Origin of the sequence: Acinetobacter sp. HA (assembly GCF_000264725.1) — a bacterium.
Taxonomy (GTDB): Bacteria; Pseudomonadota; Gammaproteobacteria; order Pseudomonadales; family Moraxellaceae; genus Acinetobacter; species Acinetobacter schindleri.
Genome location: NZ_AJXD01000017.1, coordinates 111973 through 137158, shown reverse-complemented (window position 1 = coordinate 137158; position 25186 = coordinate 111973). Strand labels below are relative to the sequence as shown.

Sequence of the window (25186 nt, the reverse complement as noted above, 5' to 3'; positions counted from 1 at the left end):
TGCATGCGTCAATTTACAGGTGTCGATAAGCTCATTCATTCTTTTGACCAGGCATTACGTAGTCTTGTCCCAGGTACGACTTCTGCACAGCGCACTAATCCTGCTGAAAATACTGATAGCCAACTGGCAGTTTCTGATGCTCGTCATGTTGCGGGTCTGATGCGGGTGAATCACAGTGGTGAAGTCTGTGCACAGGCGCTTTATCATGGTCAGGCGATGACCGCCAAACTGCCAAATGTCCGTCGTGAAATGGAACAGGCAGCAATTGAGGAACAGGATCATCTGGCCTGGTGTGAAGATCGTTTAAAAGAATTAGAAAGTCATACCAGCTTGCTGAATCCGGTTTGGTACGGTCTTTCTTTTGGGATGGGTGCCATTGCCGGAATTGCTGGCGACAAATACAGCCTTGGCTTTGTTGCTGAAACAGAACGTCAGGTCAGCCTGCATTTGCAACACCATATCAGCCAGTTACCACCGCATGATGAGCGTTCACGCCGTATTCTGGAACAGATGAATGAAGATGAATTGCATCACCGTGATACAGCATTAGCAGCGGGTGGTGTAGATCTGCCTTTACCGGTCAAAATTGCCATGACCGGCATTTCTAAATTAATGACCAAGACCAGTTATTATATTTAACCATTTAGCTAGAAAAGCCCACATTGACGTGGGCTTTTCTATGAGTATTCAATCCACAAAATACTACAAAGGTTTCAGGCTCCTATACTTAATACTTCTTACTCATCTCGGAAAGCAGATCGAGTTGTATTTCCTGTATCTGGGCCAGTCTTTCCCACTGATGCTGAAGAAGATGATCCAGTTTTTCATGTAAATGCTGGATTTCAAGTTCAGCTTTGAGGTTGATTTGATAATCATTTTGGGAACGCAATCTGTCTTTGGCTTCTTGCCGATTTTGGCTCATCATAATGACCGGCGCCTGAATCGCTGCAATACAGGAAAGTATCAGATTTAAAAGAATAAAGGGATAAGGATCAACCGGTTTGGTTACGATAACCATCGTATTCATTCCGATCCAGAAAGTAATAAAAACAGTAAAACAGATCAGAAATGACCAGCTTCCACCAAAAGAAGCAATTTTATCAGCCAATCTTTCACCAAAAGTCCACTTTTGCTCCAGGGAGGCTTCTACATCTTTGGTAATCAGCTCATGATGGCGCATGCTCTTGATCACTTCATATTCAAGATTAGTGACTTCACCCTTTTCAGACTTTAACAATGCATGAACATACTGTACGCGATATTTGGTCAAATCTGTCTGGCAAATATAATGGTCAGGTGACCAGTCTGGAATATCTTTAGCAATCTCTTCGGTAATGACTTTTCTCACCGTTCCCATCGGGGTAAGATTTTTTAAGGAATAATATTTTCCACATACCAAGCATGGATAAGTTGCATTTTTTTCTTTCATGATTATTCTCTTTATCGTGACGCCAGCTCAACAATAAATTTGCTCTAAATTATTATTTGTATTGGTAATTTTAGTAACAAATATAAAAGTTAAGCTCTGTTATTCGTTTATAAGTCGTATAGATAAGCGAGCTTCTAGCCCACCTCTTCATAGACCGTCACATGTTCTTAAAGAAGAGGGTTGATAATAGATGTTATAATTTTACTATCTTCAAATATCCTGTTTTTTCCGGGAGTGCTAATAAAATAGATAAGGTTGCTGGTCATTCACATCCTTTTATTGCTAATTTAAAAGCTTAAAATAAAAATATTCATTAAGGTCATGTTATGGAAACAGTTATAATTCTTGTCATATTAGCGGTCATTACCATACTACTGATTATTTTTTACAACAAGAAAAAATAATCAGCGCGCTTTTCTTTAAATTTACCAGTGTTGGTCAATTCTTGTTATTTAATATATAAAAATGCGCTGATTAGCCAAGCTTAGATTTTAAGCGTGCTCGTCTAGGCCCCACGTCATACTAATTGAATTTGATCCGTTCCAGTTGAATTTTCAGTTCATACATATAGCCAATATCACCATCGCATTCTTCTTTAGACAGTTGTTAAACCAGCATATATATCTGACAACTTTCTAATTTATGAAACCATTTATCTTTTGCTTTTATAAGGGACTAATCTGATAGCAACTCGCTTTAGACTGACAAAACATGTGCTACACATCAGCATAACTGCTAAGGGTTTAACCCTAGAAAAAACTTCGTTTAATATACCAGCATATGCTTCCACTCCTCTTTTTAAACCTTATTTTGCACAAGGTTTAGCATCGGGATTTATAGCACTGCGTTAAGTTTAACCTGTGGGTACTGTAGTTGATGGTCATATTCAAATGCCGGATGTGACCAGATCTCATGCATTGGAATTTTGACATCTAAAGCCAACGGTAACTTTTTTGGATTAAACTGCATTTGACTTAAATCACTGCCCCAGGCAATCAGATCGATATCCAGGCTGATCTGATGTGAGGGACGCACTCGTCCTGAATCAGCTTCCATCTGTTTAAGCTGCTGAAGCATTTCTTCAACTGTCATTTCAACCTGCAATAGACATGCTGAATTCCAGTAATTCTCACCAATCCCGTCACGACACGGAATAATATAGATGGGAGAGAATTGAACGCCCCCCCAAGTGGAAATACGTTGTTGTGCAGCTTGAAAATGTTGCTGAGGATGACAATTACTCGCCAGTGCTAAGGCGAATATCGTTTCGGTGGCGTTCAAGACGTATCCCTACAGAATTGGCTTGCGCGATAATGGCAGGCTTACGAATAGTAATTTTAATCGATTCAATTGCTGTAAAGGTAGTAAAAAGTGCGTTTAACACTAACTTTGCTGCATGTTCAATCAATTCTGGCTGTGCCTGCTGAATTACCTGTGTAGAAATTTCACAGATCTCGGCATAATTTAGTGTATCTGCCAAGGCATCAGAATTGGATGCCTGTTCCAAATCTGTCTGAATAACCAAGTCCAGCATTAAAGGCTGAATAATCTGACGTTCCCAGTCAAAACAGCCAATTACTGTTTCAACCTTCAAACCTTCAATGATAATTGCGTCCATATTTCTGCTCAGGAGTTTTAAAATCACTTCAATAATCTCCCTAAGTCCCTCTTTATGAAAAAGGGACTTCTACATCTCGAAGTATTTTTATAAGCGTGTAGCTCCTCCCTTTTTCAAAGGGAGGTTAGGAGGAATCCATCTTTTAGAATTAATGCTTCAACAATAAATTCGGGTCAATTGTCTGAATCATCTGTAAGCGCTGATCCGCATAGATATCGGTATATGGCGCAAGGATACGCATGAAACGGTCGAAATACAGCATTTGCTTGAACAGCAAGGCGAAGTCACGCGGGAAGCGAATGCCATGACGTTCACCAACGGCGACCATATCCATCATGACGTCATTAAGGTCACTTGGATTGGAACTTAGCAATTCTTGTGGATCTGCCATAATTACACCACTAAATAAACGCTCAAGATCTGCGGCCAATACTTTCGTGTCAATGGCAACTGCAGTCATGCCCATTTTCAGCATGTTTTCTGCCATCAGATCATAATTGGTATTTTGCAGTGCATCCATAAAGGCCATACATGCTGTCCATACTTCCGGATTCAGCTGACCGACAATACCAAAATCGATAAAACCAACACGGCCATCTTCGAGTAGCATCAGATTACCGGCATGCAAGTCTGCATGGAAACTTTCACACATCATCAGGCTGCCAAACCAAGTATTCATTGCAGTAATCAGCACCTGAGAAGGATCTTTAGCCACTTTCTTTACTACATCAAAATCGGTCAATGACACGCCATACAAACGCTGCATGGTCAGTACACGACGTGTGGAATACTGATGATAGACTTTTGGTGCTGTCGCTGCACGATTATTGGTGACATTCAGATAATTAACGAAGTCATCCAGATTTTTAGCTTCTTCAATAAAATCAACTTCACGCACCATACGTGTTTTGATTTCTTCAACGATATCTGCCAAAGATGCAAATTTCACTTTCGGCACTGCTTTCTCAAGCAACTTGGTTGCCCAGTGCAGTACGTTCAGATCTGTATAAAGAATGGTTTCTACACCTGGCTTTTGTACTTTAATCACCACGTCTTCACCAGAAACCAGTTTGGCAGCATGCACCTGTGCAATGGATGCTGAAGCCAATGGCGTTTCCTCGATCGAGGCAAAGATTTCATCCAGATTACGGCCTTCAAACTCAGATGCTAGCACCTGCTGTACATAGCTAAATGGCAGGCTTGGAGTTTGATCTAGACAACCCTGAAATTCCTCGACAAATTCACGAGGAAATAAAGAGGGTGTAGAGGCAATAAACTGCCCTAATTTGATATATGTTGAACCTAAGGATTCAAAGGTTTCACGCATCAGTTTAGCATTACTCGGTTTTTCAGTCGCATACTTGATGCCTGCACGTGCAGCAATGACGGCGGTTTCACCGACACGTGCCACAGAACGCAAACCATCCAGGAAGATATTATTTTTCATAATGTCAGCGTAATTTCAAATTTTCTCGAGTGTAACAAATATTCAGGCTGATCTGTTCTATCTTGCCTGACAAATTGGACAATTCGTATCTTTCTCAAATTTGAGAATACGTTGCTGCATACTCTGACCATCCCATAACAGCAGCTTTTGTCGCAATGGCATTTTTCCAAGTCCCAGATAAAGCAAAGCATGATGTGCTTGCAGACTTGCCATGACATTCGGTGTTGTCGCCAGTACGCCAGAATCCGCACAGCGCATGGCTGTATCAGTTTGATCTTCTTGCGGGAACAGGCAGTTATAGCAGGCAGAATCACCTTCCACCATAAACAGTTGGCCTTGTAGACCAATCGCAGAGGCGCTGATCAATGCTACATCAAACTGTCGGCAGGTTTGATTCACCAGATAACGGGTTTCAAATTGATCACATCCATCCAAAACCAAATCTTGGTGCTGAATCAGGACTTGTGCATTATCGATAGATATTGCCTGATTATAATATTCAATTTGCACATACGGATTAATCTGTTGCAAACGTTTCGCTAGCGTTTCTGCTTTATAAAAGCCAACATCTTGTGGGGTAAATGCGAGTTGACGCTGCAGATTACTGATCTCAATCGTGTCCGGATCAATCAGGGTAATTTTTCCCACACCTGCACGGGCAAGCAACTCCGCGAGTGCGCAGCCAATTCCCCCACAGCCAATAATACAAATATCGGAAAATTTTAGTTTTTCCTGTGCTTCGATGTCCCAGCCTTCTAACAGGATTTGACGTGCATACAAATGCATTTCCGCATCGGTGAGTTCGAATTCAGTGTTTAAAGCGTCTACCACTATACCGTCCGTGTTCTTTAAAAGATGAATCTATAATTTCAATCCATCTTGTTGATTTAAAATAATGAATAACATTTAATAAAGCATTCAACAAAAATAACTTAGATAAAATGAAATTTAATTTTTCATTAGATGCTGCCTTGATCATTACTGCTTTAACTGCACTACTTTATCTTGTAGCTCAGGTATTTCTTGCAGGTTATATCAGTATATTTGGCGCCGACATTACTGTACTAAATCTTACCGTTCAAGATAAATTGTATTATGGCTTTTTAAAGAGCCTTGTTCATACACTGTATTTTACTTTGGCTTTATTTGTACTTTTTATTGCTGTACCTTCCATCTTTAATAATTTTGGAGGCAATATATGGTTCCATAAAAAATTATAAAATTTAAGGGTCGCTATTCATACGGATACAAAGCATAGACCAGTGATCCATAACAGCTCTTTTAAATTAGAAAATTAAAGACAATTTAATCGTAAGCTTTTTGCTTCCTACCTTAAAGAATGAGTACTTAAACTAACTAAAAGTCTCTTTTTGAAAAATATAAAATCAGGTATTTATTTTGAAACACTTAAAAACGTCTACAATTTGTAATTACAATGCAATATCAAAATTGACTCATTAATTTAAATTACAATGAGGTTGCAGAATTTATCATTATTTTTAGGCCTTGCTTACTCCGAATCTCCTATTAGCTTCTATCTAAAAAATTTATCGGATAATTTTTACTGTGCTGTAACTAAAACCTGTTTAATGGTAATTCGTGTAGTGCTCTTCTCAATTTAAGTATGTAAATGTACGAGTTCAGTGAGAGTTACAGCATCCTGCTATAAATATGATTAAGCTGCTTAACGTTATCCAAATTTAACCTTTAACAAGAATATGGAGCAGCATATGACACAACAATATTCAGAACACAATGACCGTGAAAAATTATGGGAACTCATTAAAGATGTGCGTTTCACTATGATCAGCCATCAGGCTGAAACTCAAGAAATTCACTCCCAGCCAATGACCATGCTTAATTCAGAAAAAATGCATGAAAGTCAGAATCTGTATTTCATCATGAAAGACACTAATGATATTGTCCAAGCAATTAATGCAGGTCGTCAGCATCTTGGTTTGTCCTTTGCCAAACCATCAGATGATATCTATGTCTCTATCAGTGCTCATGGCGAAATCAGTACCGACCGTATCCTGATTGAAGAATTATGGAACCCTTGGGCAGAAAACTGGTTTGAAGGCAAGGATGATCCGAGTGTACGTGTGCTTATTGCCAAAGCAGTCAGCGCAGAGTACTGGAATGTGAAGGACAATAAAGTTACTCATCTACTAAAAGTCTTAAAAGGCAATATTACTGGCAAGCCTGAAGAGCCAGATACTGATCATGCAAAAGTACAATTATAAAAATTAAAGCGAATTTATTTATCATTTAGCCTCTTATCTAAGAGGCTAAATTTTTGCATGTTGAAAGTATATTTTTAGTTTAGTAGAAGCTCATTTCGAAAAAAGTTGAATTCTTTTTAATCCATTACACTTATTTTAGGATCAGCATTAACCGGTAACTTAAGGAATCAATATAGCTTAGGCTATTTTGCTGCCATCCGGATTGCTCCATCTAAACGAATGACTTCACCATTCAGATAGGTATTTTCAAGAATATGCCCGACTAATTTTGCATACTCAGATGGCTTAGCTAAACGTGGAGGAAATGGTACCATCTGCCCAAGAGAATCCTGTACATTCTGCGGCAAACCTTTTAGCATCGGCGTTTCCATAATTCCCGGAGCAATCGTCATGACACGAATCGCATTTTTAGCGAGTTCACGTGCCAGTGGTAAAGTCATGGCAACTACTGCCCCTTTAGATGCGGAATAAGCAGCCTGTCCAATCTGTCCATCGAATGCAGCTACAGAGGCGGTATTGATGATCACACCACGTTCCTCTTCGCCCTGTTTTAATTCATATTTCGAAATTAGCTCAGCAGCATAGCGCAGCATATTAAAGGTGCCCGTGACATTGATATTCAGCACACGCTGGAACATTGCCAAGTCATGCAATCCATCACGACCAAGTACTTTAGCAGACGGCGCAATACCGGCGCAGTTTACCAATCCATTGAGTTGCCCATGCGTCTGTTCTAATGCCTTAAAAAATTCACTGACAGCTGTTTCATCAGTCACATCTAATTGCTGGAATTGCGCCTGTTCCCCAAGTTCTTGTGCGAGACTCTGCCCAAGTTCAAGATTCATATCGACCAGTACGACTTGAGCGCCCTTCTCCACCAGATAGCGTGATGTTTCGGCACCGAGTCCTGAAGCTCCGCCCGTCACTACAAAGACTTTATTTTGAATATCCATAGCTCATCCATGTCATTTTGAATTTTTACTAGACTAATCTTTGCCCAAATAGGAAGCAAATCAAACTATGACCACAGCAGTTTAATTATCAATTAAAAATATTTTATTAGACTTAAAAACGATTAATATCAGCTTTTTATATTTAAGTTTTTAATTTTACAGAACATCTGGTTTTCAAGCTTTATCACCAAATAAAATGAGACTCTACGGTCATCCCAATATCTTTGTATTTATCGTTAATTTAGATTATTTTTCACACAATTTGATGCATCTATTTAGTTGCTCATTCCTCTCCCTACTTAAGGTACTCTTATGTTAAACATGACTGATGTTCTTGGCCAAAACCTGGTTCAAAACTTCTCTAATGCTTTATTTCATTCTGCGGACCTTCTTTCTGAACAGCTCAATCAAGGGATTTTGAACGCATCTGATTCAGCTTTGAAAGATGCAGTGGTGACTTTCCTCAATCGTATCGATGTTCTTGACGCGGCGGCGGCACTTGAAATCTCTGCTGAACGTATTGAAAGCCTGAAGCAAGGGATTGCATTGAAAGATGAACAGTTCATTGCAGATACATTAAAAGTGGTAACCCTATGTCTGGCAATGGAAACCAATACACTAGATCAGGTCGAAGTTTCTGACTGTCTACAAGATTATCCAATGTAAAAATATAAATAAAAAAGCGACCTTAAGTGTCGCTTTTTTATAGAGGTTTATCCTGTGCAGAATCAATGCAATGAGATTTAAAAATATTTGCTTATCAAATCCAGCCATAATCTTGTAGAAATTTCAGCTAAGTCTAAAAAAGTCACCTTCATTACAATTAAATTAATTATAAACAATAACTTATTAAAATTTACACCTTTATATTTTATTTGTTGATTTGATTATCTGTTTTTCTTTTTTGTCTGTTTATTCATTTACCGCTATTTATGTCGAAAATTTCCTAAATAAATTAGAGCTCCTCATGAAAAAAACTTTAGCAACAACAAAATTAGGCTTAATTACTATTTCTATCTCTCTAGTGAGCGGGTTGACAGCAGCAGCAATTCCAAGCGAATTAAAACTGGATTACGCTTATTATGCACCTACCAGCTTGGTGGTTAAGGAGCAAAAACTACTGGAAAAAGCATTGCCTAAAACCAAAATTAAATGGGTATTTAGCCAAGGCAGTAATCGCTCGCTTGAATATCTGAACAGTGGTAGTACAGATTTTGCTTCAACCGCAGGTTTGGCGGCAGTACTTAGCCGTGCCAATGGTAGCCCAATCAAAACGGTTTATGTTCAAAGCCAGCCTGAATGGACTGCGTTGGTCGTTAACAAAGATTCCAATATCAAATCTCTCAAGGATTTAAAAGGCAAGAAAATTGCTGCCACCAAAGCCACCGATCCATTTCTGTTTACGCTACAGGCTTTAGATACCGTCGGCTTGGGTAAACGTGATGTTGAGCTAGTACACCTGCAACACCCAGATGGAAAAATAGCTTTAGAGCGTAAACAGGTCGATGCTTGGGCGGGTCTTGATCCGTTGATGGCTTCTGCGCAGGTGCAGTCGGGTGCGAAATTGCTGTATCGCAATGTCGGCTTTAACTCATATAGTGTACTCAGTATTAAAGAAAACTTCGCCAAGCAAAGTCCTGAAGCCGTTGATGCAGTCATTAAAGTCTATGAACAGGCGCGTAAATGGGCCAAAGCCAATCCGGATAAGCTGGCCGAACTGTTAGCCCGTGAAGCCAAACTACCAATTGAAGTGGCGAAATTACAGCTGAGCCGTACCAATCTGGATCAAAACATTCCAACAGCAAAACATATTGCTGCATTACAAAAAGCAGGTTCTATTCTGACTGAAGAAGATTTGGTACGTAAAGGCACCAATGTCAATCAGGTCGTAACTCAGCTCTTTGATAGCAAATATGCGCAAAAGGTTGTTAAGAAGTAATGTCTGCACCAAACACTATCTCCGAACAACTTGTGAAGGAAGATCAACCTAAATCTGTTGCCCTTCCCCGTGGTATTCGTCTGTTGAAAGGGATCACCATTCCGGTGATCCTGATCTTGTCATGTGAAATTCTGGTTCGCAATGGTGTAATTGAGCCTTATTTACTGCCTGCACCCAGCAGTTTATGGCAGTCTCTGACCGAACTGGCTGAAGGTGATCTATGGCAGCATCTCTGGGCAAGTAGCTGGCGTGTCTTTTTAGGCTTTGGCATTGGGATTGGCTTGGGCTTAGTTTTTGCGATCTTAGTCGGGTTAAATCGTCATGCCGAAGACTTCCTGGAACCAACATTTTCTGCAATCAAATCTATTCCGAGTTTGGCCTGGATTCCACTTTTGTTACTATGGTTAGGTATTGATGAAGGCTCCAAGATTACCTTGATTGCAATTGGTGCCTTCTTCCCTACTTATACCAATACCGTTGCCGCCATTCAGGGTGTGGATCGCAAGCTGATTGAAGTGGCCAGAGTCTACCGGCTGAAATATTGGCAACAGATTCATCAGATTGTGTTACCTGCGGCATCACCGGGAATTCTCACAGGTTTAAGAAACAGCTTAAGCTTGTCCTGGATGTTTATGATTGCAGCAGAACTGATTGCAGCGACTCAAGGGATTGGCTATTTACTCAGTGATGGCCGGGAGACCTCTCGACCGGATATTGTAATTATTGCCATTATTCTACTGGCAGTGTTGGGTAAGATTACTGACAGTATTATGAAGTTGTTTGAACATCGTCTGCTGCGCTGGCGCGATGTCATCAAAAAATCCTGAAACTAAAAAGCGACCTTAAGGGTCGCTTTTTTATTAAAAACAAGATTTGGAAAATCAATGAGGCCACTGAGCTAAGGTCACTCGGTCATTACCACCATAATCTTTAACAGTACGCACCTGTTTATAACCAGCCTGGGTAAATAGATGACGCACTGCATCCCCCTGATCATAACCATGCTCAAGTACTACCCAACCATTTACAGTCAGGTTTTTTTTGCCTTGAGCGATGATCTGTTCTAAATCAGCCAAACCTTTATTGTCTGCTACTAAAGCACGTTTTGGTTCAGTCGCCAGATCCTGCATATGTTCATCGGCTGCATCAATATACGGTGGATTGGAAACAATCACATCAAAGAACTGACGACCCAATGGCTTGAACCATGAACCCAATACGAACTGTACCTGCGACAAGTCATGCTGTTCAGCATTGAACTTGGCCACCTCTAGAGTCGGTTCATAAATATCAGTTGCAGTAACTGACCACGCTGGACGTTCCGAAGCCAAGGATAAGGCAATCGCACCAGTACCTGTCCCCAGATCTACCACACGAGCATCTTCAGGCAAGTCCAGCTTAAGTACAGTTTCAACCAATACTTCTGTATCGGGACGTGGCACCAATGTGTCTTTGGTGACTTTCAGATCCAGTGTCCAGAACGGTTGTGAACCAGTGACATAAGCCAAAGGCTCACCCGCAGCAATACGCGCCAGAGCATCAACATAAGCCTGTTCCTGTTCAAGCGTCAGTTCCTGATTCTTTTTCATCACCAGATCAAAAGAATCAATCTTGGTAATGTGTTCCAGCAACCAGGCATTTTCCTGACGTTCATAGCTCTCTGGTTCACCACGCAAAGCCAGCGCTTGTAAAATATTCATTATCCACCATTCTGCTGTGCGAGCATGGCAAGCTGATCCGCTTGATATTCACGGTGCAGACTATCGAGCAATTCAGTCAAATCACCTTCCATCACCGCATCCAGCTTATATAAAGTCAGGTTAATACGATGATCAGTCATACGACCCTGTGGATAGTTATAAGTCCGGATACGTTCTGAACGGTCACCCGAACCCACCAGGTCACGACGCATTTCAGAAGTTGCCGCATCTGCAGCTGCACGTTTGGCATTTTCCAGACGTGACACCAGAAGCGCCATCGCTTTAGCCTTGTTCTTATGCTGTGAACGCTCATCCTGACATTCCACCACAGTCCCCGTTGGAATGTGGGTAATACGTACCGCAGAGTCGGTTTTGTTAATGTGCTGACCACCGGCACCTGATGCACGGTAAGTATCAATACGCAGATCAGCCGGGTTAATGTCGACTGATGTATCTACATCCACTTCTGGAAGAATTGCCACAGTACATGCTGAGGTATGTACACGACCTTGCGATTCTGTTGCAGGCACACGTTGTACACGGTGTGCACCACTTTCAAATTTCAGGCGACCATAGACGCCTTCACCATTGACCAGGCAGATCACTTCTTTATAACCGCCGTGTTCACCTTCATTTTCAGACAGAATTTCGATACGCCAGCCTTGAGATTCCGCATATTTGCTATACATACGGAACAAATCACCCGAGAAGATCGCAGCTTCATCACCACCGGTTCCGGCACGGATTTCCAAATAAGCAGAGTTGGCATCATTCGGATCTTTTGGAATCATCAGGATGTTCAGGTCAGCTTCAAGCGATTCAATTAAAGCTTTATTCTCTTTAATTTCTTCCTGTGCCATTTCTTTAAAGTCAGGATCGCTCAGCATGGCTTGAGCAGTCTCAATATCTTCTTCAGCCTGTTTATACTTGGTCCATACTTCAGTAATTTCGGTCAGATCATTGTGCTCGCGGGAAAGCTGGCGAAAGCGTTTATTATCTGAAATGACTTCCGCATCTGCCAATAAGGCAGTGAGTTCTTCGTGACGGTCGGAGAGCTGGTCTAATCGTAAACGTAACGATTCTTTCATTTTTTAAAGTATCTCAAACAAAGGCTATAGCTAAATAAAGGTCTTAGCACAGCGAAATCAAAAATTGCGCCTAGTTTAACGATTCTCAGGCATAAAGAACATCTTTATTCAGTACAAGCTTTCTGCGGCTAAAGCATCCAGATAAGCATCTCTCTTAAGATCCAAATTAAGGCTAATGCCTCTTTTTTAATCAATTTAATCCGCATTCTTTACTTATTTTACAAACTCGCAAATAAAGCATCTAAATATGGAGATCTTTCTTCACAATGTAATGACGATTTTTTGTTACATTTTCCGCCATCGAAACACAATATAATCCGATCACGGATATGGAGTTCCAGCATGAAACTGAGCGCAGTTTTATTAAGTACCGCTTTAGCCGCAGGGTCAATGATGACCGTTAATGCTCATGCCGACAGCACTGCTCGTGTTGCTGCTGCAAGTGCATTAGGTAGTGTGGCTGGTACAGCTTTGGGTAAAAACATGGGGGGCAACACAGGTGCAACAATTGGTGCAGCACTTGGCGGTGCTGGTGGTGCAGCTGTAGCAAGTAACAAGAAGAACCGTACTGAGTCTGCCATTGGTGGCGCTTTAGGTGGCGGTGCAGGTTATAGCGTAGGTAAAAGCATGGGTGGCTCTAACGGTGGTTACATCGGTTCTGCGTTAGGGGCAGCAGGTGGTGCAGCTTTAGGCAATAAAATTGCCAAAGACAAAACAGCAGACCGTCGAGCTGAAAAACGTGCGAAACATTGGAAAAAACGTTACCGTTAATTCAGTACTTATAGTCTCTCAATCGCATCTTACATTTGACGTAAAAAGCACCTTCGGGTGCTTTTTTAATTGCTTCTAAATGAGTCTAACTAATTGTAATACTTGAAAAATATTGTTTAGTAATTATGAATAAATTAAGGAGAGAAAAAACACATTTCGTCTACAGACTCTCCATGCTATTTCGCTCTTGCTAGATTAAATTTAACTCATAGACAAATACAGCCATATATATAAAAGGTGTACTCATGAACTACAAATCTCTAATGATCGCGGTTGTTGCTACCTCAGCTATGGGCATGGGTATGACAGCAGCGAATGCGGGTAATACAACGAATACTGCTCTTGCTTCTGCACTTGGTGGCGTAGTTGGTGCTGCAGTAGGTAATAGAGTTGGTGGCACAACTGGTGCAACAATCGGTTCTGCAATCGGTGGTGGTGCAGGTGCAGCCATTTCAGCGAATAAACGTGACCGCAACGGTGCCATTATCGGTGGCGCACTGGGTGGCGGTGCAGGTTATGCCGTAGGTAAAAATATGGGTGGTAACAATGGTGGCCTGATTGGTGCAGCATTGGGTTCTGCGGGTGGTTCTGCTCTTGGCAAGAAAGTAAGTGAAGACCGTCGTTATGATGACCGCTATGACCGCCGTTATAATTCCTCACGTAATTACCGTTATAACGACTATCGCTATAACAACCGTGGCCGTCGTTAAGCGTTCAATACAAAGCTTAATCTCTTTTACAACCTTCCCTCTTTTAAGCATCTTCGGATGCTTATTTTTTTGCCTATACATTTCGTTTACACTTATATCGTTTTTTTTCGATATACAAATCCGGTTGAACATCGTATGCTCTTAGTCATGTCAAATAAAGAGTAATATTATGCGTACGCTTAACGATACTCAGTTCTCCATTCTTGAACTGGTTCCTGTTCGTGACGATAAAACCATTCAATTCTCCCTGCAACATGCTCTGGAACTGGCACAAACTGCAGAAAAGCTGGGTTACCGCCGCATGTGGTTAGCTGAGCATCATAATATGGATGGTATTGCCAGTTCAGCAACCGCTGTCTTGCTTGGCTATTTACTGGCAAATACTAAAACCTTAACTTTAGGCTCAGGTGGCATCATGTTGCCGAATCATGCACCTTTAGTCGTAGCTGAGCAGTTTGGTACTTTAGCGACTTTATATCCTGAGCGCGTTGAACTTGGTCTGGGACGTGCACCCGGCACCGATCAGATGACCATGCGTGCTTTGCGTCGCGGTCGTCAGGAAACTGAAGATCAGTTCCCTCAAGATGTACTAGAAATTTTGCAGTACCTTAAAGATCCGATTCCGGGCCAACGCATTGTAGCTACTCCGGGTCAAAGTACTCATGTTCCGGTTTGGCTGCTTGGTTCTAGCCTGTTTAGTGCTCAGTTGGCAGCGAAACTTGGCCTGCCGTATTCCTTTGCTTCGCATTTTGCCCCACGTATGCTGGGCCAGGCTATTCAATTATATCGTGAAAACTTTGAACCGTCTGAATACCTGGATCGTCCTTATGTTTCTATGGGCGTACCGACCTGTGTCGCAGATACGGATGAAGAAGCTCAATATCTGGCAACCAGCGCCTATCAACGTGTACTTTCCCTGATTCGTGGTCAAAGCCTGAAACTGAAAGCACCTATTGATTCAATGGAAGGACTCTGGTCACCACCCGAAAAAATGTCCGTTGATAATTTCTTTGCCATGGCACAGGTCGGTTCCAAGGAAACAGTCAAGGCAGGACTGGAAGCACTTTTAGCTAAATATGATGTAGATGAGTTTATTTTTACTTGTGACATCTATGACACTGACAAACGTCTATATAACTTCGATTTGTTAATGCAGGTTAAGCAGGACTTATAAAATTTCCCTTTTATAAATATCTTTCAATAAACCGCTGCCAGTCAGCGGTTTCTTTTTAGGAGGTAATCCATTGCTTTATTAAATGCAATCTGCATTCAAATAAAAAAACTAACAATTATACGTTCAGGATAAAAACATCAATCATTATATTAACAAACCGACTGCAACCTTTGTTGCAGCAGGTTGGACACTTTAATTATTGGCGCTATTACTTACGGTATTAAACTGTATGAACACAACCTTTAAAAAGCTCAAGAAAAATTACATCAATATAATTCCGAAAATCCATAACTGAAGTGGATTTTAAAATGTCGAATTATTGATGACTCGAGATTCCATGAAAGTGACTTTACGCCCCTGCCGATATTGTCTATATCTATCACAACAGAATAAAAATTAAATAATTACAGGATATCAATATGGGCGTTAAGCAGGATACAGGTGCCGGTATTTTTCAAAACAACCCTGAGCACTTTAAAAGCTTTAATGGGACTAAAGTCGATTCTGCCGCCCTTAAAGATATGGATTTTCAGGATTTAAATGTGGCAGTAATTGGGCTTGACCAGTTTAGTGTGAGTCATCTTGACCGCATTTGCCAGCAAGCGGCATCTGTTAAAGTCTTTCAGATTGAACCGCAATTTGTGATGCCGAGTACCAGCCGCACGCTTCAACGCGTATTGAATCATCCGCTAATCAGCAAAAATAAAAATCTCATTAGTAACCGGATTAAAGGGTTATTGTCTTTACGCTTTTTAGAACAGCAGGTCAAAAATCCCTGGTTAAGACGCCAGCTCATGCCTAATCTGGCAGCCTCTAATCGTCATTACTTTAAGTCAGATAGCTTCTATATCGCCCTGCAACGTGAAAACTGCCAGCTTATTACTTGGCCAATTTTGAAAATTTCTGATCATGCAATTCATTGCATACATGGTGAAAATTATCCGGTTGATGTCATTATTCAAACCTTTAAATAAAAATCTATTTATTTTTTTTTGTATATATATTCCATAAAAAATACTAAAAAAGAATAAAGCCCTAAATTTTATTGATCAATTTTTATACAATTTTAGCATCAAAATACGTCTATATTTTTTCTATGAGGTATTTCGTAGCGAAATAGTACTGATTGATATCAACTATCTTATCATCGTTAATTCCTATCATTAATTATTTTAATATATAAATTTTGATAACCAATGGAGTCAAAAACCAGCTTTGACTCCATGAACTAGGACCTTATCCAATACGACGTTTTAAACCAGTCATTTGCAGTACACGTGTCGAGATTTCTTCAATCGACATCTCGGACACATTCAGATATTTAATACCCTCTGAAATGTAAATTCCTTCAATCGCACGCAGTTCCATCTGGCACTGACTAAAGCTGGCATAACGGCTATTTGCCTTACGTTCAGTACGGATTGCCACAAGGCGATCAGCATCAATCATAAGGCCGAAAAGCTTGTTTTTATGCGGGCGCAGCACAGCTGGCAGACGGTTATCATCCAGATCTTCTTCAGTCAGTGGGTAGTTTGCAACACGAATTCCAAACTGTAGAGAAAGATAAATCGAAGTCGGTGTTTTACCAGAACGTGATACCCCAATCAGGATCAGATCGGCCTTGTCATAATGACGAGTACGCGCGCCATCATCATTATCCAGAGCAAAATGTACAGCATCAATACGCGCTTTATAGGAAGCAGAGTCGGTTACCGCATGAGTTTGTCCTACCAGCGTCGTTGGATCTGTACCTAGCTCTTCGGATAGTTTACTAATAAGCCCTTCAAATACATCAAGATTTACTGCATTAGCCGTATTAATAATATCACGCACATATGGGTCCACCAAAGTATCAAAAACCAGTGGTTTCTGTCCTTCCTCGTGGGCACGTGCATTGATCTCGGCTACGACATTGGTCGCAGCTTCTTCAGAGCTTATATAGGGAATGATATGTATATCAAAATCGACATGAGGGAACTGTGCCAAAAGTGAGTGTCCCAGCGTCTCTGCGGTGATCGCAGTACCATCAGAAATGAAGAAAACACTACGCTTTATCTGTTTACCTTCCGACATTAAAATTCTCCTCAAACATTTGTCTTCGTACTATATAATCTTTATAGTAAACCGATCTTACATGACTGTCGCTTAGTAAAATCATCCACCTAGGTGATTTGCTATACTCTCATGCCAAGATAATGATTAATACTGCAAAAGTGGAGTAACAACTTTGGAAGCGCGCGTAATTGGTCTGGAAAAATTAGGGAAACACGATGTTGAGCTTGTTGGTGGGAAAAACTCATCTTTGGGCGAAATGATCAGCCACCTAGCAAACGCTGGCGTATCTGTACCAGGTGGTTTTGCAACAACTGCTGGTGCATATCGTGAATTTCTCGAGCAAAGCGGCCTAAACGCTAAAATCAATGCAGAGCTTGCCAGCCTAAACGTTGATGACGTAAACGCTCTTGCTGAAACTGGCGCTAAAATTCGCCAATGGATTGTAGAGACTCCGCTTACTGCAGCATTAGAACAAGAAGTTCGTGCAGCATTTGACGCACTTTCTAACGGCAACCCTGACATCGCGGTTGCTGTTCGTTCATCTGCAACTGCAGAAGACTTACCAGACGCGTCTTTTGCTGGTCAGCAAGAAACTTTCTTGAACATCCGTGGCATCGACAATGTATTGATTGCGATCAAAGAAGTTTTCGCATCTTTATACAATGACCGCGCAATCTCTTACCGTGTACACCAAAACTTTGCCCATGACGTGGTTGCCCTTTCTGCTGGCGTACAACGTATGGTTCGCTCTGAAACTGGCGCAGCTGGTGTAATGTTCACACTGGATACTGAATCAGGCTTCCGTGATGCAGTATTCATCACCGCTTCTTACGGTCTGGGTGAAATGGTTGTACAGGGCGCAGTTAACCCAGACGAATTCTATATCTCTAAACCACTTCTAAATGCTGGTAAGCACGCGATCCTGCGTCGCAATCTTGGTTCTAAACACCAGAAAATGATTTATGGTGAAGAAGGCGCTGCTGGTAAATCAGTAGTTGTGGTAGATGTTGAAAAAGCTGAACGTCAACAGTTCGCTTTAAATGACCAGGAACTTCAAGAACTAGCTAAACAAGCACTGATCATTGAAAAACACTACGGTGCGCCAATGGACATCGAGTGGGCAAAAGACGGTGATGACGGCAAACTGTACATCGTTCAGGCGCGTCCTGAAACTGTAAAAAGCCGTGAAAACGTTGGTACGATGGAACGTTACCTGTTGAAACAGAAAGGTACGGTAGTATGTGAAGGCCGTTCAATCGGTCAACGTATCGGTTCTGGTAAAGTTCGTATTGTTAGCTCTATTAAAGAAATGGACAAAGTACAAGACGGTGACGTACTTGTATCTGACATGACTGACCCGGACTGGGAACCGGTGATGAAACGTGCTGCTGCAATTGTGACCAACCGTGGTGGTCGTACTTGTCACGCTGCAATCATTGCACGTGAACTGGGTGTTCCAGCAATCGTTGGTTGTGGTAATGCAACTGAAGTACTGGTAGACGGTCAGGAAGTGACTGTATCTTGTGCTGAAGGTGATACTGGTTTCATCTACGAAGGCGCGCTTGATTTTGAAGTTCAAACGAACTCGATCGAATCTATGCCTGAACTTCCATTCAAAGTCATGATGAACGTAGGTAACCCGGATCGTGCATTTGACTTCGCACAAATTCCGAACGAAGGTATTGGTCTTGCTCGTCTTGAGTTCATCATTAACCGCATGATCGGTGTACATCCTAAAGCATTGCTGAACATTGACAGTCTGCCTCGTGAAACGCGTGCTGCTGTGATGGCGCGTACTGCGGGTTATGCATCTCCAATCGAGTTCTATGTGGAAAAACTGGTTGAAGGTATTTCTACCCTTGCTGCTGCATTCGCTGACAAGCCAGTGATCGTACGTATGTCTGACTTCAAGTCAAACGAATATGCGAACCTGATTGGTGGCAAGTTGTATGAACCAGAAGAAGAAAACCCGATGCTGGGCTTCCGTGGTGCAAGCCGCTACGTTTCTGACAACTTCCGTGACTGCTTCGAACTTGAATGCCGTGCACTGAAAAAAGTTCGTGACGAAATGGGTTTGACCAACGTACAAATTATGATTCCTTTCGTACGTACTGTAAACGAAGCGAAACGTGTCATTGAGCTACTGGCATTAAATGGCCTAAAACGTGGTGAAAATGGTCTAAAAGTTATCATGATGTGTGAATTGCCAACTAACGCGCTGTTAGCTGATCAGTTCCTTGAACACTTCGATGGCTTCTCTATCGGTTCTAACGACTTGACTCAGTTAACACTAGGTCTAGACCGTGATTCTGGTATCGTATCTCACCTGTTCGATGAACGTGACGCTGCTGTAAAAGTCCTTCTTTCTATGGCGATCCAGGCTTGCCGTAAAGCAGGTAAATATGTAGGTATCTGTGGTCAAGGTCCTTCAGATCACCCAGATCTTGCACAATGGCTGATGGAACAAGGTATTGAATCTGTATCTTTGAATCCAGACTCAGTATTGGATACCTGGTTCTTCCTTGCTGATCAAGAAGCTAAATAAGCTGAAATTCAGTAAATAAAAAAGACCCTCAAATGAGGGTCTTTTTTATTTCAGTAATAAATTTTACATGAATTTAAGATATTAGATTTAACTAATCATCCCTTTGATATTTATCAGCAGAAAATTCTTCGTCATTACATTAAAATTACAGTTTTTAAACCATCAATCTTGGATACTTTATTTTTTGTAGATGGCTAAAAATTTGGATTTTTTTAGTTTCCTAAATCAAATTCGTTTTCTTTTGTGTTGTTTTGGTTGTACTTCACCTAAAAATGTCCGACATATGCGCATGTTTAGCTTAAGATTTTGTTTGTGTTATGGCTATAATTCAATAAAATCGAAGCTAAACCTTTTCAACGTACATTTTGAGATTCAGTCTTTATGCAGATTTACCTGGCACGAAATAATCAACAAGCTGGACCATATACGCTTGAACAGCTAAATCAGATGCTTGCAAGCCAGCAAGTATTATTGACTGATTTGGCCTGGCATCAAGGCATGACCGAATGGAAAGCTTTGGGTGAGCTCACGCAGGGTAAATTCGTTTATGAACCTGAAGGTTATATTCTACCTGCACCAGTTGCCGAGCCAGCAGCACCATTTGAGCAGCCTGCAGCACAAACCAATACTTATGCACGTCCTGCACCAAAAGCGAATACATCTGAACTGGCGAGTATTCCTGCACGTATTTTTGCCAAGTTCGTCGACCTGCTGCTCTGGATTCCAGCAACTTTCATTTTGACTGCCTTCTTCACAGCTGAAGAAAAACTGCGTTTTACCCAGCTAAATGAGCAGATCATGACGCAGGCTATGGGTGGCAGTGCAGATCAGAACCGCGTGCTGGAATTGCAGTCTCAAATGCTGGATATGTTCTCTACTCAGGCTTGGACAGCAGCAGGTTTATATGTGCTGATCATGCTGGTTATCCAAGGTTACCTGATTGCAAAATCTGGTCAAAGCATTGGTAAAAAACTGACTAAAATTAAGATTGTAGATGCTGAAACTGGTACTCAAACCTCACTCATGCGTGCCTTTACTTTGCGCAGTATCGTGTTCATTTTGCCTACAATTTATTTTATTCCATTGTTCTCGCTTGTGGACTGGATTTTCGGTTTGGGCAAAAACCGTCAGACTTTGCACGATAAACTGGCGAAAACCAAGGTGATCAAGCAATAAAATTAAGTTCTCTTTAAAGGTATGCTCTGAATCCCTTTTTTCGCTCATAACTTTGAAATTAAAATAAAATTACTATAAATATTCGACAATCCCGAGCAGTAAAATCGGTTTTTATTACAGTCATTTAAAGCCTCTTTATATATAGCTTAGTTTGTTGTAATCAGGCATAATGCCCTACAACGTAGCGGTGTCTCATGATTAGGAAGATTTTTTGTTAACAAATGAATCTTTTTAATCATGCGACACTTTAATCGCTATCCCATATTAATTTAGGGAATGGGACTCTTCACCGAGGTTGTAAAATGAGACAAACGATTTTAGCTGTATTGTCTTTATCTGCGATGTCCGCACTTTTAACAGGGTGTGGTGGTGATTTAGTACTTCTGAACTCTAAAGGTCCAGTTGCAGCAGGCCAAAGTAGCCTGATGATGACTGCGATTTACTTAATGCTTCTGGTGGTTATTCCATCAGCAATCATGGCATTATGGTTCGGTTGGAAATATCGCGCATCGAATAAAGACGCAGACTATAAACCTACTTGGGCACACTCTACTGCAATTGAAATTGTAGTTTGGGGTATCCCAGTTATTATTATTGCTATTCTTGCCTGGTTAACTTGGTGGGGTTCCCACAAGTACGACCCGTACCGTCCGCTTGAGGCTGACAAGGCACCATTGACCGTTCAAGTTATTGCTGAACAGTTCAAATGGGTCTTCATCTACCCAGAGCAAGGCATTGCGACTGTTAACGAAATCCGCTTCCCTGAGAAAACTCCGGTTAGCCTTCGTATCACTTCTAACTTCACGATGAACTCATTCTTCATCCCTGCGTTAGGTGGTCAGATCTATGCAATGGCGGGTATGCAAACTCACCTGAACCTGTTGGCAGATGAAACTAGCCCAGCTGAAGGCTACCGCGGTTTCTCTTCTAACTATTCTGGTTATGGCTTCTCACAAATGCGCTTCCGCGCTCACTCTGTGACTGACGCTCAGTTTGCTGAATGGGTTTCTGCTGTTCAAGCAGGTAATGGTACTTCAGTAAATCCAGAAGCTGTTCAGAAATCTGTATTAGACCAGGCTGAATTCGCATCTCTGCGTGACGGCAACCGTGGTAAACACCAGATTGAAGCCCTGATCGCAAAAGCAAATACTCCTGAAGAGAAGGCTGCTGCTGAAGCTATGAAGCCTTACCCAACTAAGCCACATCCAGTGACTTATTACTCTTCTGTAGAGCAAGGTTTGTTTGAATCTGTGATTAATCACTACATGAGCAACTACCATGGTGCTGACCACTCAGCTCCTGCTGCAGAGCACGGTGTTGCGCACGAAGAAGCTGCTGCTTCTGAAGCACATGTAGCTGATGCACATGCGACTGCTTCTCAAGGGGAATAAGACATGAACTTATTAGGTAAGTTAGGTCCAGATGCAATTCCTTACGATCCAATCGTATTGGTTACTGTTGCAATGATGATCTTAGGCGGTATCGCAGTTGTTGCTGGTATCACCTACTTCAAAAAATGGGGCTACCTGTGGAACGAATGGTTCACATCTGTAGACCATAAAAAATCGGTATCATGTATATCTTCGTGTCGATTATCATGCTCGTGCGTGGTTTCGCCGATGCGATCATGATGCGTCTTCAGCAGTTCCTTGCAAAAGGTGGTGGTGAAGGTTACTTGCACCCAGAACACTATGACCAGATCTTTACCGCGCACGGCGTGATCATGATCTTCTTCGTAGCAATGGGTCTTGTAGTTGGCTTAATGAACGTAGCTGTACCGCTTCAAATCGGTGCACGTGACGTTGCCTTCCCATTATTGAACTCTCTAAGCTTCTGGCTATTTGCTGGTGCTGCGGGTCTGATGATGGTGTCTCTGGCTCTTGGTGAATTCGCTGCAACTGGTTGGATGGCATACCCTCCATTATCAGGCATTGAATATTCTCCAGGTGTCGGTGTTGACTACTATATCTGGGCACTTCAGGTTTCAGGTCTAGGTACGCTTCTTACTGGTGTTAACTTCTTTGTTACCATCATCAAAATGCGTGCGCCTGGCATGAAGATGATGGATATGCCGATTTTCACTTGGACTTCGCTTGTAACAGTTGTGTTAATCGTTGCAACCTTCCCAGTGTTAACTGCAACACTTGCAATGCTGTCTCTTGACCGTTACTTCGGTTTCCACTTCTTCACAAATGACATGGGTGGTAGCCCAATGTTGTACGTGAACTTGATTTGGACTTGGGGTCACCCAGAAGTTTATATCTTGGTATTACCAGCTTTTGGTATTTACTCAGAAGTAACTTCAGTGTTCTCACGCAAAGCATTGTTCGGCTACAAATCTATGGTGTACGCAACTGTAGCAATTGGTGTTCTTTCACTGGTTGTTTGGGTTCACCACTTCTTTACAATGGGTGCTGGTGCCAACGTTAACGCGTTCTTCGGTATCATGACCATGATTATTGCGATCCCGACTGGTGTAAAAATCTTCTCTTGGTTGTTCACCATGTACAAGGGCCGCATTACTTACACTACTCCAATGCTATGGACACTTGGCTTCCTTGTGACTTTCGGTATCGGTGGTTTAACAGGTGTATTGATGGCAGTTCCACCAGCGGACTTCCTGGTACATAACTCTTTATTCCTGATCGCTCACTTCCATAACGTAATTATTGGTGGTGTAGTATTCGCAATGTTCGCAGGTATCATTTACTACTGGCCAAAAATGTTTGGTTGGAAACTAAATGAAACTTGGGGTAAAGCAGCATTCTGGTTCTGGTTCTTCGGTTTCTACTTTGCATTCATGCCACTTTATATCCTTGGTTTCATGGGTATGACTCGTCGTCTGAATACATTTGACAACCCAGAATGGGACCCATATGTAAATATCGCGATGTTCGGTGCGATTCTTATTGCACTAGGTATTGCCTGCTTCATTATGCAGATCGTTGTTGGTTTCTTGCAACGCGAACAAAATATGGACTATACAGGCGATATCTGGGATGGTCGTACACTTGAGTGGGCTACTTCGTCTCCATCTCCATTCTATAACTTTGCTTACCTTCCAAAGATCAATGGTATTGATACTTTCTGGACTGACAAAGAGAATGGCGTTGCATACGCAAAACCAACCAAGTACGAAGACATCCATATGCCGACTAACCGTGCTGCTGGTTTCGTTATCGCCATGTTCATCACTGTTATGGGCTTCGCGTTAATCTGGCACATCTGGTGGTTAGTAGTTGTTACTTTCGTTGCATCTATCATCAGCTTCATCGTTTCTTCTTTCACCAAGAAAGTGGATTACTATGTCCCAGCTGCTGAAGTTGAGCGTATCGAAAGTGAACGCTATGCGATCCTTGAAAAACACTTGAAGAAGGACTAAGACCATGGCTGAAGTACTTCATCACGACAACCACGGACACGATGAGCATCATCATCACGATGATACTGACATCACTGTCTTTGGTTTCTGGACTTACTTGATGAGTGACCTTGTCCTTTTCGGTACACTCTTCATTGCATTCGCTGTTTTGAGTAGCCACATTCCTGTGGGCACTCCAAGTGCGAAAGATCTGTTTGGCGATTCTTTAGGTTTCGTTCTTACTGAAACCTTCGCCCTTCTGATCTCTTCTGTAACCTTTGGTTTTGCAGTTCTTGCTGCATACAAAAAAGACGTTGCAAAAGTACTGACTTGGTTAGCGATTACTTGGGTATTCGGTGCTATCTTCATCGGCATGGAACTATATGAGTTCAATCACTTAGTTCATGCGGGTCACGGTCCAAGCACAAGTGCGTTCTTATCTGCGTTCTTTACTTTGGTAGGTACGCACGGTATTCACGTAACTTCTGGTCTGGTCTGGATGATCGTGCTTATGATTCAAATCAAGAAATATGGTTTGACTCTTGCAAACACGCGTCGTCTAGCTTGCCTAAGCTTGTTCTGGCACTTCCTTGACATCGTATGGATCTGTGTATTCAGCGTAGTTTACTTGATGGGAGTTCTGTAATGAGTCATGATCATAACGCTGCTGGCGAATCACACGGTAACGTGAAGCAATACACTATCGGCTTCATTCTGTCTGTTATCCTTACTGTAATTCCATTCGGTATGGTTATGGCGGGCGGTTTTGGCCGTGGTATCTTGATTACTGTCATCGCGATCACTGCGGTTGCTCAGATTCTTGTACAGCTGATTTACTTCCTGCACATGAACTCTTCTTCAGAGCAACGCTGGAACGTAATTGCATTTGTGTATACCATCTTAACCATTGCTATTCTTTTAGTAGGTTCTGTATGGATCATGAACTACCTTCACTACAACATGATGATCTAAACTGG

At 41.7% G+C, this 25186-nt stretch carries 23 protein-coding genes and 1 pseudogene; 15 read left to right on the top strand and 9 right to left on the bottom strand.

Annotation, left to right across the window (positions count from 1 at the left end; all coding sequences use genetic code 11):
* Positions 1–3 precede the first annotated feature (3 nt).
* Positions 4–639, top strand: a complete 636-nt coding sequence (gene coq7, locus HADU_RS05085) for a 2-polyprenyl-3-methyl-6-methoxy-1,4-benzoquinone monooxygenase (RefSeq protein ID WP_004815744.1) — start codon at positions 4–6, stop codon at positions 637–639.
* A gap of 88 nt (positions 640–727) precedes the next feature.
* On the opposite strand, the gene HADU_RS05080 is transcribed toward coq7, so the two are convergent.
* The 5 genes from HADU_RS05080 to HADU_RS05060 form a co-directional block, all read right to left on the bottom strand.
* Positions 728–1429 carry a DUF1003 domain-containing protein gene (locus tag HADU_RS05080; RefSeq protein ID WP_008304136.1) on the bottom strand — a complete coding sequence of 234 codons (702 nt, stop codon included), beginning with the start codon at positions 1427–1429 and terminating at the stop codon, positions 728–730.
* Between the two features lie 834 nt (positions 1430–2263).
* Positions 2264–2710: a 2-amino-4-hydroxy-6-hydroxymethyldihydropteridine diphosphokinase gene (locus HADU_RS05075; RefSeq protein WP_004815740.1), complete on the bottom strand. Its 447-nt coding sequence runs from the start codon at positions 2708–2710 to the stop codon at positions 2264–2266.
* Complete coding sequence (gene folB / locus HADU_RS05070; RefSeq protein WP_004815738.1) at positions 2667–3047, bottom strand: dihydroneopterin aldolase; 381 nt, start codon at positions 3045–3047, stop codon at positions 2667–2669. The genes HADU_RS05075 and folB overlap by 44 nt, the downstream gene beginning before the upstream one ends.
* Before the next feature lie 148 nt (positions 3048–3195).
* On the bottom strand, positions 3196–4494 hold the full coding sequence (locus HADU_RS05065; protein ID WP_004815736.1) for an ABC1 kinase family protein: 1299 nt from the start codon (positions 4492–4494) through the stop codon (positions 3196–3198).
* Between the two features lie 57 nt (positions 4495–4551).
* Entirely contained in the window at positions 4552–5280 is a 729-nt protein-coding gene (locus tag HADU_RS05060; RefSeq protein WP_171056646.1) for a HesA/MoeB/ThiF family protein, read from the bottom strand.
* Between the two features lie 944 nt (positions 5281–6224).
* Here HADU_RS05060 and HADU_RS05050 point away from each other — a divergent pair.
* Positions 6225–6737 (top strand): pyridoxamine 5'-phosphate oxidase family protein, encoded by a 513-nt coding sequence (locus tag HADU_RS05050; protein ID WP_008304128.1) that lies wholly within the window; start codon positions 6225–6227, stop codon positions 6735–6737.
* Between the two features lie 182 nt (positions 6738–6919).
* On the opposite strand, the gene HADU_RS05045 is transcribed toward HADU_RS05050, so the two are convergent.
* Positions 6920–7690 carry a 3-hydroxyacyl-CoA dehydrogenase gene (locus HADU_RS05045; protein ID WP_004815727.1) on the bottom strand — a complete coding sequence of 257 codons (771 nt, stop codon included), beginning with the start codon at positions 7688–7690 and terminating at the stop codon, positions 6920–6922.
* 312 nt (positions 7691–8002) lie between these two features.
* Here HADU_RS05045 and HADU_RS05040 point away from each other — a divergent pair, with 312 nt between their 5' ends.
* The 3 genes from HADU_RS05040 to HADU_RS05030 all read left to right on the top strand — a co-directional run bounded on the left by HADU_RS05040 (position 8003) and on the right by HADU_RS05030 (position 10456).
* Complete coding sequence (locus tag HADU_RS05040; RefSeq protein ID WP_004815725.1) at positions 8003–8356, top strand: hypothetical protein; 354 nt, start codon at positions 8003–8005, stop codon at positions 8354–8356.
* 301 nt (positions 8357–8657) lie between these two features.
* The gene (locus HADU_RS05035) at positions 8658–9629 is read left to right on the top strand and encodes an aliphatic sulfonate ABC transporter substrate-binding protein (RefSeq protein WP_004815724.1); all 972 of its coding nucleotides are present in this window, start codon (positions 8658–8660) and stop codon (positions 9627–9629) included.
* A complete protein-coding gene (locus tag HADU_RS05030) occupies positions 9629–10456 on the top strand; it encodes an ABC transporter permease (RefSeq protein ID WP_004815722.1) in 828 nt (275 codons plus the stop codon). The genes HADU_RS05035 and HADU_RS05030 overlap by 1 nt, the downstream gene beginning before the upstream one ends.
* A gap of 54 nt (positions 10457–10510) precedes the next feature.
* Here the strand turns inward: HADU_RS05030 and prmC are convergent, their stop codons facing one another.
* A complete protein-coding gene (prmC, locus tag HADU_RS05025; protein ID WP_004815721.1) occupies positions 10511–11329 on the bottom strand; it encodes a peptide chain release factor N(5)-glutamine methyltransferase in 819 nt (272 codons plus the stop codon).
* Complete coding sequence (gene prfA, locus HADU_RS05020; RefSeq protein WP_008304123.1) at positions 11329–12417, bottom strand: peptide chain release factor 1; 1089 nt, start codon at positions 12415–12417, stop codon at positions 11329–11331. Before prfA ends, prmC begins: the two co-directional genes overlap by 1 nt.
* A gap of 342 nt (positions 12418–12759) precedes the next feature.
* Here prfA and HADU_RS05015 point away from each other — a divergent pair, with 342 nt between their 5' ends.
* The 4 genes from HADU_RS05015 to HADU_RS05000 all read left to right on the top strand — a co-directional run bounded on the left by HADU_RS05015 (position 12760) and on the right by HADU_RS05000 (position 16046).
* Positions 12760–13188 carry a glycine zipper domain-containing protein gene (locus HADU_RS05015; RefSeq protein WP_004815717.1) on the top strand — a complete coding sequence of 143 codons (429 nt, stop codon included), beginning with the start codon at positions 12760–12762 and terminating at the stop codon, positions 13186–13188.
* 245 nt (positions 13189–13433) lie between these two features.
* The gene (locus HADU_RS05010) at positions 13434–13898 is read left to right on the top strand and encodes a hypothetical protein (protein ID WP_004815715.1); all 465 of its coding nucleotides are present in this window, start codon (positions 13434–13436) and stop codon (positions 13896–13898) included.
* A 169-nt stretch (positions 13899–14067) separates the two neighbouring features.
* Positions 14068–15072, top strand: coding sequence for an LLM class flavin-dependent oxidoreductase (locus HADU_RS05005; protein ID WP_008304119.1), 1005 nt, complete (start codon positions 14068–14070; stop codon positions 15070–15072).
* A 419-nt stretch (positions 15073–15491) separates the two neighbouring features.
* Positions 15492–16046, top strand: a complete 555-nt coding sequence (locus tag HADU_RS05000; RefSeq protein WP_004815711.1) for a hypothetical protein — start codon at positions 15492–15494, stop codon at positions 16044–16046.
* A gap of 262 nt (positions 16047–16308) precedes the next feature.
* Here HADU_RS05000 and HADU_RS04995 read toward each other — a convergent pair whose 3' ends face one another.
* Complete coding sequence (locus HADU_RS04995; RefSeq protein WP_004815709.1) at positions 16309–17145, bottom strand: pyruvate, water dikinase regulatory protein; 837 nt, start codon at positions 17143–17145, stop codon at positions 16309–16311.
* A 154-nt stretch (positions 17146–17299) separates the two neighbouring features.
* Here HADU_RS04995 and ppsA point away from each other — a divergent pair, with 154 nt between their 5' ends.
* From ppsA to HADU_RS04965, 6 genes and pseudogenes are all read left to right on the top strand, one after another.
* A complete protein-coding gene (gene ppsA / locus HADU_RS04990; RefSeq protein WP_008304115.1) occupies positions 17300–19672 on the top strand; it encodes a phosphoenolpyruvate synthase in 2373 nt (790 codons plus the stop codon).
* A gap of 381 nt (positions 19673–20053) precedes the next feature.
* On the top strand, positions 20054–20848 hold the full coding sequence (locus tag HADU_RS04985; protein WP_008304113.1) for an RDD family protein: 795 nt from the start codon (positions 20054–20056) through the stop codon (positions 20846–20848).
* Positions 20849–21150: 302 nt separating this feature from the next.
* Positions 21151–22239, top strand: a complete 1089-nt coding sequence (cyoA, locus tag HADU_RS04980) for a ubiquinol oxidase subunit II (RefSeq protein ID WP_008304112.1) — start codon at positions 21151–21153, stop codon at positions 22237–22239.
* 3 nt (positions 22240–22242) lie between these two features.
* Positions 22243–24230: pseudogene (cyoB, locus tag HADU_RS04975) on the top strand (cytochrome o ubiquinol oxidase subunit I).
* A gap of 4 nt (positions 24231–24234) precedes the next feature.
* A complete protein-coding gene (gene cyoC / locus HADU_RS04970; RefSeq protein WP_004815698.1) occupies positions 24235–24855 on the top strand; it encodes a cytochrome o ubiquinol oxidase subunit III in 621 nt (206 codons plus the stop codon).
* Positions 24855–25181 carry a cytochrome o ubiquinol oxidase subunit IV gene (locus HADU_RS04965; protein WP_004815696.1) on the top strand — a complete coding sequence of 109 codons (327 nt, stop codon included), beginning with the start codon at positions 24855–24857 and terminating at the stop codon, positions 25179–25181. Before cyoC ends, HADU_RS04965 begins: the two co-directional genes overlap by 1 nt.
* The last annotated feature ends 5 nt before the right edge of the window (positions 25182–25186 follow it).

Excerpts from the sequence above, each read along its gene's own strand:
- HADU_RS05065 (WP_004815736.1), bottom strand. The coding sequence starts at position 4,494 with ATGAAAAATAATATCTTCCTGGATGGTTTGCGTTCTGTGGCACGTGTC.
- HADU_RS04965 (WP_004815696.1), top strand. The coding sequence starts at position 24,855 with ATGAGTCATGATCATAACGCTGCTGGCGAATCACACGGTAACGTGAAG.
- HADU_RS05010 (WP_004815715.1), top strand. The coding sequence starts at position 13,434 with ATGAACTACAAATCTCTAATGATCGCGGTTGTTGCTACCTCAGCTATG.
- HADU_RS05040 (WP_004815725.1), top strand. The coding sequence starts at position 8,003 with ATGTTAAACATGACTGATGTTCTTGGCCAAAACCTGGTTCAAAACTTC.
- prfA (WP_008304123.1), bottom strand. The coding sequence starts at position 12,417 with ATGAAAGAATCGTTACGTTTACGATTAGACCAGCTCTCCGACCGTCAC.
- HADU_RS04995 (WP_004815709.1), bottom strand. The coding sequence starts at position 17,145 with ATGTCGGAAGGTAAACAGATAAAGCGTAGTGTTTTCTTCATTTCTGAT.
- coq7 (WP_004815744.1), top strand. The coding sequence starts at position 4 with ATGCGTCAATTTACAGGTGTCGATAAGCTCATTCATTCTTTTGACCAG.
- prmC (WP_004815721.1), bottom strand. The coding sequence starts at position 11,329 with ATGAATATTTTACAAGCGCTGGCTTTGCGTGGTGAACCAGAGAGCTAT.
- HADU_RS05080 (WP_008304136.1), bottom strand. The coding sequence starts at position 1,429 with ATGAAAGAAAAAAATGCAACTTATCCATGCTTGGTATGTGGAAAATAT.
- cyoA (WP_008304112.1), top strand. The coding sequence starts at position 21,151 with ATGAGACAAACGATTTTAGCTGTATTGTCTTTATCTGCGATGTCCGCA.
- HADU_RS05045 (WP_004815727.1), bottom strand. The coding sequence starts at position 7,690 with ATGGATATTCAAAATAAAGTCTTTGTAGTGACGGGCGGAGCTTCAGGA.
- HADU_RS05050 (WP_008304128.1), top strand. The coding sequence starts at position 6,225 with ATGACACAACAATATTCAGAACACAATGACCGTGAAAAATTATGGGAA.
- cyoC (WP_004815698.1), top strand. The coding sequence starts at position 24,235 with ATGGCTGAAGTACTTCATCACGACAACCACGGACACGATGAGCATCAT.
- HADU_RS05035 (WP_004815724.1), top strand. The coding sequence starts at position 8,658 with ATGAAAAAAACTTTAGCAACAACAAAATTAGGCTTAATTACTATTTCT.
- HADU_RS05005 (WP_008304119.1), top strand. The coding sequence starts at position 14,068 with ATGCGTACGCTTAACGATACTCAGTTCTCCATTCTTGAACTGGTTCCT.
- HADU_RS05030 (WP_004815722.1), top strand. The coding sequence starts at position 9,629 with ATGTCTGCACCAAACACTATCTCCGAACAACTTGTGAAGGAAGATCAA.
- folB (WP_004815738.1), bottom strand. The coding sequence starts at position 3,047 with ATGGACGCAATTATCATTGAAGGTTTGAAGGTTGAAACAGTAATTGGC.
- HADU_RS05000 (WP_004815711.1), top strand. The coding sequence starts at position 15,492 with ATGGGCGTTAAGCAGGATACAGGTGCCGGTATTTTTCAAAACAACCCT.
- HADU_RS05015 (WP_004815717.1), top strand. The coding sequence starts at position 12,760 with ATGAAACTGAGCGCAGTTTTATTAAGTACCGCTTTAGCCGCAGGGTCA.
- HADU_RS05060 (WP_171056646.1), bottom strand. The coding sequence starts at position 5,280 with ATGCATTTGTATGCACGTCAAATCCTGTTAGAAGGCTGGGACATCGAA.
- HADU_RS04985 (WP_008304113.1), top strand. The coding sequence starts at position 20,054 with ATGCAGATTTACCTGGCACGAAATAATCAACAAGCTGGACCATATACG.